Here is an 8273-nt window from a genome sequence, read left to right on the forward strand (position 1 = left end):
TTTCCAATCAATCACAGCAACCTGCACCGCAGCTCGTTGAGCTTGATCCAGAGACAGCAATAGTTTTTCAGCATGGTTTGGCTTCACACCAGCGCGGGCAGCTAGCACAGGCCAAGACTGCATATGAACAAGTACTTGCCAAACAGCCGCAACATTTTGACGCATTGCATCTGCTTGGCGTCATCGCTGCACAGAGCAATAATCCAGCTCTGGCAGAAGAGCTCATCGGAAAAGCAATCGAGATTAATCCAAACTGCGCGCCAGCCTTCTCCAACCGTGGCAACGCGCTGCAAGAACTCAAACGTTTCGACGAGGCCATATTAAGCTTCGACAAGGCAATTGCCCTCAAGCCTGATTATGCTGATGCATTTTACAATCGCGGCAATGCATTGCAAGAACTCAAGCATCTAGAGGCCGCACTGTTGAGCTACGACAAGGCCATCGCACTCAAACCGGATTACGCGGATGCGTTATATAACCGTGGCGTTGTGCTAACAAAACTCAAACGCCCAGGCGATGCAGTGCTGAGCCATAACCAAGCCATCATCCTCAAGCCGGATTATGCTGCAGCATTCTACCACCGCGGCATTGCACTGAAAGAACTCAAACTACTCGATGATGCCCTGTTGAGCTATGACAGAGCAATCACCCTCAAACCAGATTATGCTGATGCGCTCAACAACCGTGGCAACGTGTTGAAAGAAATGAAACGACTAGAGGATGCGCTGTCGAGTTACGACAAGGCAATCACCCTCAAGCCGGATTACGCTGATGCATTTAATAATCGTGGCAATGTGCTGAAGGAAATGAAGCGACTGGAGGACGCCCTGTCGAGCTACCACGAAGCAATCGCCCTCAAACCAGATTACATTGATGCCTTCTATAACCGTGGCATTACACTGCACGAACTCTTGCGACAAGAAGATGCACTATCGAGCTATGACAAAGCAATCGCTCTAAAACCAGATTACGCCGATGCATTCAATAATCGTGGCATTGTGCTGAAAGAAATGAGGCGACTAGAGGACGCCCTATCGGACTACGACAATGCAATCGCCCTCAAAAATGATCATGCTTATGCGTTTAACAACCGCGGCAATGCAGTGAAAGAACTCTATCGATTCGAGGACGCTCTGTCGAGCTACGACAGGGCAATCTCCCTTAAATCTGATTATGTTGATGCCTTTTACAATCGCGGCCTTGCACTGCAAGAACTCAAGCTGCTTGACGAGGCCCTTTTGAGCTACAACGATGCAATCACTCTAAAACCGGACTACGATTTTCTATACGGAATCAAGCTACACACTCAAATGCATCTATGCGATTGGAGTAATCTACAAAATCAAATGGAAGAGCTTGAAGCATCCCTTGCTAAAGATCAAAAGGTGATTCCTCCATTTCCCTTATTAGGCCTGATGGATAAGCCTGCACTTCACATGAAGGCATCAAGGATTTATGCCAATGAAAAATACCCTGCGCCTGGCAAAATAGAACCCTTCAAAAACCGACCCTCAGACGGAAAGATTCGAATCGGATACTACTCTGCTGACTTTCACAACCATGCTACCTCGTTCTTGATGGCAGAGTTGTTTGAGGCGCATGACAAACGGAAGATTGAGTTGTACGGTTTCTCCTTCGGACCTGACAAGCAAGATGAGATGCGCAGCCGGATCTCCAGTACCTTTTGTCATTTTTTCGATGTCGCGAAAAAGAGCGATCGTGAAATCGCTCAAATGTCGATGGATCTTGGCATCGACATTGCAGTTGACTTAAAAGGCTTTACCCAAGATTCCAGAATAGGAATCTTCGCAGAACGGTGTGCCCCACTCCAAGTCAACTATCTTGGGTATCCAGGAACCTTAGCCGCGCCATACTTTGACTACATCGTTGCAGACAAAAACCTCATCCCGCGAGAGAGTCAGGATTTCTACACTGAAAAAATCATCTATCTGCCTCACAGCTACCAAGTCAACGACTCCAAGCGCAAAATCTCTGACAAAGTCTTCACACGCCAGGAGCTGGGGCTACCCGAAAGTGGCTTTGTGTTCTGCTGTTTTAACAATAACTACAAAATCCTTCCAGAAACATTCGACGTCTGGATGCGACTGCTTAAGACAGTGAACGGCAGTGTCCTGTGGCTATTACAAGACAACCCCACTGCCGCTAAACACTTGCGAAAAGAAGCAGAAAAAAGAGGGGTAAATCCAGCCCGACTGGTCTTTGCACCACGCATGACATTGGAAGATCACCTGGCCCGGCACCGCGCTGCTGACTTGTTCGTTGACACCCTGCCATACAACGCACACACAACCGCGAGCGATGCACTGTGGGCTGGACTCCCCGTACTGACCCAAATGGGGGAATCATTTGCTGCAAGAGTGGCAGCAAGCTTGCTATCGGCAATGGATCTGCCAGAACTGATCACCAAGAACCGGCAGGAATATGAAGCAAGAGCGATTGAACTGGCAAGTGATCCATTACAACTTGCCGAGATCAGGGACAAAGTAGGGAAAAATCGACTGACGTCACCCTTGTTCAATGGGCGGCTGTTCGCACGCAACATGGAGGCAGCTTATTCAGAAATCCATCGGCGGCACCTTCATGGGGAACAGCCCGACCATATCGACGTAGACTTACTGACAAATTAGCGAAAGGTAAGCAGAGGATTTCTTCACTAATCAGATCCGACACGCGAAGGTTCTCAGGCCACCCAGCGGCGCATCACCAGGCTGGCGTTGGTGCCGCCAAAGCCGAAGCTGTTGGACAGCACCGTGGTCAGCGCGGCATCGCGGGTTTGCGTGACCAGCGGCATGTCGCCCAGCGCGGGGTCGGGTGTTTCCACATGGGCCGAACCGGCGATGAAGCCCTTGTTCAGCATGATCATGCAGTAGATGGCCTCCTGCACGCCGGTGGCGCCCAGCGAGTGCCCGGTGAGCGACTTGGTGGACGAGAACGGCGGCACCTTGTCGCCAAACAGCGCCCGCATGGCGCGCACTTCCTGCATGTCGCCCACGGGGGTGGAGGTGCCGTGGGTGTTGATGTAGTCGATGGGGGCATCGAGCCCCTGCATGGCCTGCTGCATGCACGCGATGGCGCCGTCGCCCGAAGGGGCCACCATGTCTTCGCCGTCGCTGGTGGCACCAAAGCCCACCACTTCGGCCAGGATGGTCGCGCCGCGGGCCAGGGCGTGGTCCAGGCTTTCCAGCACCACGGCACCGCCACCGCCGGCAATCACAAAGCCGTCGCGGTTGGCGTCGTACGCGCGCGAGGCGCGCTCGGGCGTGTCGTTGTACTTGCTGGACATGGCGCCCATGCCGTCAAACAGCAGCGACATGCCCCAGCTCAGCTCCTCGCCGCCGCCGGCAAACATCACGTCCTGCATGCCCCAGGCGATCTGCTGCGCGGCAGCGCCGATGCAGTGAGCCGAGGTGGAGCAGGCCGATGTGATGGAGTAATTGATGCCCTTGACCTTGAAATTGGTGGCCAGGCAGGCCGACACGGTGGAGCTCATGCAGCGCGTGACCTGGTAGGGGCCCACGCGCCGGATGCCCTTTTCGCGCAGGGTGTCGGCGGCTTCGATCTGGTTGGCGGGCGAGCCGCCGCCCGAGCCCATGATGAGGCCGGTGCGGGGGTGGCTGACCTGCTCGGGCGTCAAGCCGGCTTGTTTGATGGCGTCTTCCAGCGCGATCTGCGCATAGGCTGCCGCGTCGCCCATGAAGCGAAGCTGCTTGCGGTCAATGCGGGCCTCGATGTCGATCTCGGGCACGCCGCCCACCTGGCTGCGCAGGCCCAGTTCCTTGAACTTGTCCACGGCCTTGATGCCGCTCTTGCCTGCGCGCAGCGAGGCCTCCACGGTGGCCAGGTCGTTACCGATGCACGAAACGATGCCCGCGCCGGTAATGACTACACGCTTGGGGGTGGTCATGCTGCTGCGTCCTTGCCGTCGTCCTCGCGCTTGAACAAACCCACGCGCAGGTCGTTGGCGACATAGATTTCCTTACCGTCGGCCAGCAGGCGGGCATCGCCAATGGCCATGACCAGCTTGCGCTTGATGACGCGCTTGATGTCGATTTCGTATGTAACCAGTTTCACGCCAGGGCCGACCTCGCCAGTGAACTTGACCTCCCCCGCACCGAGCGCGCGGCCGCGGCCCGGCAGTTGCAGCCAGGTCAGGTAAAAGCCGATGAGCTGCCACATGGCATCCAGCCCCAGGCAGCCGGGCATGACCGGGTCGCCCTGGAAATGGCAACCAAAGAACCACAGGTCGGGCTTGACGTCGAGCTCGGCGCGAATCGATCCCAGACCGTGCGCGCCGCCGTCGCTGTCGATGTGCGTGATGCGGTCAAACATCAGCATGGGCGGCAGCGGCAGGCGGCCGCTGTCTGCGCCGAACAACCGGCCTTCGCCTGAGGCAATCAGTTGTTCGTAGGAAAAGGAATCAGCCATCGTCAATCGTGCTCCACAACCGCGGGGTCTCCGCTTGAATTCATCATGTTTTCAGCCGCAAGACCGCGTCTGCAAGCCTCTATTATCAAGGCATCGCATGACACCAAGGCGTCGCGGGTCGCAGGCTGCGTCAACCGCCTCGGGGGGCTCGCCCGCGCCCCATAAGCGCAGTCGCCGCCACCACGATCAGGGCCGCCAGCCACAGTGGCGCATGACCCCAGCGCGATACCCACCATGCGTACGGCGTGATGGCCCACCCGCTGGCTGCGTCCATGCCGCGCCCGTGCACTTCGCCGCGCAGCACCCCCCGTGTGTGGCGGGGCAGCGCATGGGTGACCACGCCACGGTGGTCAATGATGGCCGTCGCGCCGGTGTTGGTGGCGCGCACCATGGGGCGCTCAAACTCCAGCGCGCGCATGCGGCTGATGTGCAGGTGCTGGTCAATGGCCAGCGAATCACCGAACCAGCCGATGTTGCTGAAGTTGACCAGCACCGTGGGCGCGTCGGCTGGCTCCATGAAGCGCGCGCCGATTTCGTCGCCAAAGAGGTCCTCATAGCAGATGTTGGGCGCAATGCGCTGCCCCTTCCACACGAACGAGGGCTGCCCGAGCGCGCCGCGGTCGAAGTCGCCCAGGGGAATGTTCATCATCGCCGTGAACCACCGAAAGAACGGCGGGATGAATTCGCCAAACGGCACCAGATGGTGCTTGTCATAGCGGTAGGCCGAGGCCGCGTCGCCCATGCCTGCGCCCATGCCCAGGACCGAGTTGGTGTAGCCCTGCACCTCATCGCCCATCGGAATGCCCAGCAGCACCGCACGGCTGGTCGGCGCGAAGTGGCTGGCGATGCCTTCCAGATAGCCTGGCATGAGCTGCTGGGGCAGCAGCGGAACCGCTGTTTCGGGGGCCACCACCAGCTCGGCCGTCGCATCGCGCAGGGTGTCGGCATACCACTTGAGCGCCAGCGGCAGCCCGCTGCCGGGCTGGAACTTTTCGTCCTGCGGGATGTTGCCCTGCAGCAGTTCCAGCGTGACCGGGGCGGCCGCGCGGGTGGCAGGCGTGTGGCACAGCTCGACCGCACAGTGGCGCTGCGCCACCGCAGCGCCCCACAGCGCCACCAGGCCCAGGGTCACGGCCCAGGCGCGAGCGCTGCGCAGATGCGCCGGGCGCCAGCGCACCAGCAGCATCGCCAGCGCCGCCGCCACAGCCCCGATGCCAAACACCCCCACGCTGCGCGCCAGCACGGCCAGGGGCCCGTCCACATGGGCGTAGCCTGCGGCCCCCCAGGGGAAACCGGTCCACAGCGTGCCACGGGCCAGTTCAGCCAGTAACCATATTGCTCCGAAAAAAATAGCATCAAAGCCAATACCGCCGTGCGCGTATCGGCAAAAAACACCTAAACCGATCGCATAGTAGCTGGCCAGGAAGGCAGCCAGCCCGAGCACAGACGCCACGGCCAGCCCCGCGGCAAGCCCGCCATAGGTATGCATGGAGATGAACAGCCACCAGAAGGTACCCAGCAGCCAGGCCGTGGCGAACACCCCGCCCAGCAGCGCCCCCCGCCTGAACGGCGCCCCATGCTGGCGGGCCGCCTGCACCAGCGCGGCCAGGACCATCATCGCGCCGATCTGCAGCCACCACAGCGGCTGGCCGCTGCCCGGCCAGGCCAGAGAAGCCGCCTGGGCCAGCCCCGCGCCCAGCGCCAGCAGGCATTGCCAAGCCAGGGGCAGCCCCGCGACGGTTGGGCGCTGCGCCATCAGCCGCCAGCGGTGGTGTCGTCCAGCCGCGATACCTTGAACCAGCGCACTGCGCCGCCTTTGGCATGCAGCACCACAAACTGCAAGCCGCCCAGCTGCACCTGCTCGTCACGGCGCGGCAGGTGGCCCATTTCGTGGGCAATCAGCCCGCCGATGGTGTCGAACTGCGCGTCGGGGTCACTGCCCTGCAACACCACGTCAAAGGCCTCGGCCACGCGCTCGACTGGCGTGTCGCCGCTGACGCGATAGGTGCGGTCGGCCAGGCCGAAGATGTCGCCGTTGTCCTCGGGAATGTCGAATTCGTCCTCGATCTCGCCCACGATCTGTTCCAGCACATCCTCGATGGTCACCAGCCCCGCCACGCGGCCGAACTCGTCGATGACGATGGCCAGGTGATTGCGGTTGCCACGGAACTCGCGCAGCAGGTCGTTCAGGCCCTTGCTCTCGGGCACAAACACGGCGGGCCGCAGCAATGCGCGGATGTTCAGCTCCGGGGCCCGCCGCAGCTTGAGCAGGTCCTTGGCCATCAAGATGCCGATGATGTTGTCACGCTCACCCTGGTACACCGGAAAGCGCGAGTGCGCGGTCGTGATCACGAGGTGCAGCAGGTCTTCCAGGGGCGCATCGATGTGGATCAGATCCATGCGGGGCGAGGCCACCATCACATCGCGGGCGGTCATGTCGGCCATGCGGATCACGCGCTCGAGCATGACGCGGGATTCGGCCCCGATGACGTCGTTGTCTTCGGCATCGGCCAGGGTTTCGATGAGTTCTTCCCGGGAGTCCGGCCCCGGGTGGATGAACTCGGCCACTTTTTGAAGGAAGGTGCGCTTGTCTTCCCTCTCGGGCGGTCGCCCAGGGTGCGCGGGGTGCGGGTCAGACACTGGAGTGCACGACGTGCGGTAGTGAATCAGGCCCCTAGGATAGCGGATCGCTGTGACCGGGCCGCGCCCTGCCGGGCGCAAGCTAGCGGCGCGACCAGTACGCGGGCAGCCCGGCCTGGGGCTCCAAGCGCGCCGCAACGGGGTATCTGAGCCAGTGCTTGGCTTACTCGGCCGCCTGGTGGCGCGCGTCCTGGACGCCGCTGCGCAGTTGTTGCAAAGCGGCCAGAAAGTCCCAAAACTGCTTGGCCTGCCGCTTGATCTGGTAGTCCATCTCGCCAATGTGCTGCTCGACCAGCTCGGTCATGTGCGTATCCAGACGGGCGGGCGGAAGATGCAGATAGGCCTCGGACTCGGAACCGTCGCGGCGCACGGTGGCCCCTGCCTTGCGGGCGATGTTGAGCATGGCGGTGTTTTCCGACAGCGCGTGAATGAACACCATGTTCACCCCCGCGTTACGGGCGTGCACCACGGCGCGCTCGAACAGCCTTGCGCCCAATCCGCGCCCCCGGGCCTGCTTCAGTACCGACACACCAAACTCGGCGCACTGCCGGTGCTCGGGACACTCGGAAAACGCCAGGTGCGCCATGGCGATGAGTTGGAGACGGCGGTTGTAGATGCCGAAGATCTCGTCACGGTCAAAGTCCAGCTGCTCGGCGTAGCGGCGAATCTGCGCATCGCTGGCAGCGTAACCAAAACGCAGGTAGCGGTCGTCAGGCCCGAGCCGCAGCAGATGCTGGGCGATCCGCTCGCGGTGCGAGGGACCCAGGGAACGGATGGGGACCATCATGGGAGCCTCCTGCTTGGCGCGGCGCTCAGCCACTGTGGGAGCACCCGTCGCGTTGCGCGCCCCCGCCTGCGTACCAGGATGCCTTGAGCCGGTCTTTTGGTGCGAACATGTTGTCGAATATAGGGTTTTCCCTTAATAATGACCAGCGTTTTCTGTCGTGCCACGACAAAGTAGCCAGGCAACACCCATCCCAGGCGAAATCAGCTGCCGGGGCTTTTTGGAAATGCTTCAACCTAAAAACGGCAGTTGGATGCATTTGCTAGGAGTCTGTCGGACTTGGAGCGTCGAAAGCGAAAATCGGCCCCAGCGAGGACAGTTTTTGCCGAATTTGCAGCCCCATAGCCGAGCTATGGGGCAAAAAGGCGGTTAAAAATGGACCGCTGCGGTCGATTTGCAGCCG

General features: G+C 60.3%; 6 protein-coding genes. 1 reads left to right on the plus strand and 5 read right to left on the minus strand.

All coding sequences use genetic code 11. The features are described from left to right. On the plus strand, positions 1-2648 hold a 2648-nt coding region (locus ACK543_RS07640; protein ID WP_409942252.1), incomplete at its 5' end, for a tetratricopeptide repeat protein. A 53-nt stretch (positions 2649-2701) separates the two neighbouring features. Here ACK543_RS07640 and fabB read toward each other — a convergent pair. From fabB to ACK543_RS07665, 5 genes are all read right to left on the minus strand, one after another. Next, complete coding sequence (fabB, locus tag ACK543_RS07645) at positions 2702-3925, minus strand: beta-ketoacyl-ACP synthase I (protein WP_409942253.1); 1224 nt, start codon at positions 3923-3925, stop codon at positions 2702-2704. Then, the gene (gene fabA / locus ACK543_RS07650; RefSeq protein WP_409942254.1) at positions 3922-4446 is read right to left on the minus strand and encodes a 3-hydroxyacyl-[acyl-carrier-protein] dehydratase FabA; all 525 of its coding nucleotides are present in this window, start codon (positions 4444-4446) and stop codon (positions 3922-3924) included. Before fabA ends, fabB begins: the two co-directional genes overlap by 4 nt. Positions 4447-4576: 130 nt before the next feature. Further along, positions 4577-6202 carry an apolipoprotein N-acyltransferase gene (lnt, locus tag ACK543_RS07655; RefSeq protein ID WP_409942255.1) on the minus strand — a complete coding sequence of 542 codons (1626 nt, stop codon included), beginning with the start codon at positions 6200-6202 and terminating at the stop codon, positions 4577-4579. Then, complete coding sequence (locus tag ACK543_RS07660) at positions 6202-7086, minus strand: HlyC/CorC family transporter (RefSeq protein ID WP_409942256.1); 885 nt, start codon at positions 7084-7086, stop codon at positions 6202-6204. Before ACK543_RS07660 ends, lnt begins: the two co-directional genes overlap by 1 nt. A 163-nt stretch (positions 7087-7249) precedes the next feature. Continuing rightward, positions 7250-7873: an N-acetyltransferase family protein gene (locus ACK543_RS07665; protein ID WP_409942257.1), complete on the minus strand. Its 624-nt coding sequence runs from the start codon at positions 7871-7873 to the stop codon at positions 7250-7252. Positions 7874-8273: the final 400 nt, after the last annotated feature.

The organism is Acidovorax sp. (genome assembly GCF_046341535.1).
Classification (GTDB): Bacteria; Pseudomonadota; Gammaproteobacteria; order Burkholderiales; family Burkholderiaceae_C; genus Acidovorax.